Below are 686 nucleotides of genomic sequence, written 5' to 3' on the forward strand. Positions count from 1 at the left end.
AGGTATGCTTAGTGTCTTCATGCACAAAGGTCTGAATCACTTTGACTATCGCTGGTTTGGTGTTTTGCTTATCAGCAAATGGTCCCATGTCTTTGTAGATAAAGTTCGCGATCAAGAATGAGTACACCGCCGCAACTGCCGCAGCCTCTGTTGGTGTGAAAATGCCGCCATAGATACCGCCAAGGATGATCACCACCAGCAACAAGCCCCAACTCGCATCTTTGGCTGCATCAAACGTTTCTTTCCATCCCACGAATGGTTGCTTAGGTAGATTCTTAATCCTCGCCGCAATGTAGATAGCGATCATCAACATCACGCCAGCCAGCAAACCTGGGATCACACCTCCAAGGAACATACGCCCCACTGACACATCGGTCGCAGCAGCATACACCACCATCACGATCGATGGCGGAATCAAGATCCCCAAAGTACCTGCGTTACAGATAACACCCGCAGCAAACTCTTTCGAGTAACCGTTTTTGATCATCCCCGCTATGACGATACTACCGATAGCGACCACGGTTGCTGGTGAAGAGCCAGACAGTGCTGCAAACATCATACATGCCACAACGGAAGCCATGGCGAGACCACCACGGAACCAACCGACGATGGCAATCGCAAATCGGATGATCCGATTTGCAACGCCACCTGTTGACATAAAACTTGAGGCCAAAATGAAGAAAGGT

1 protein-coding gene is annotated in these 686 nt (G+C 49.6%); it reads right to left on the reverse strand.

The genetic code is table 11. The features are described from left to right. A partial coding sequence (locus R8N49_RS27400) for a TRAP transporter large permease (RefSeq protein ID WP_318190488.1) occupies positions 1 to 686 on the reverse strand: 686 nt, incomplete at both ends.

This window comes from Vibrio sp. 1978, from assembly GCF_033344345.1.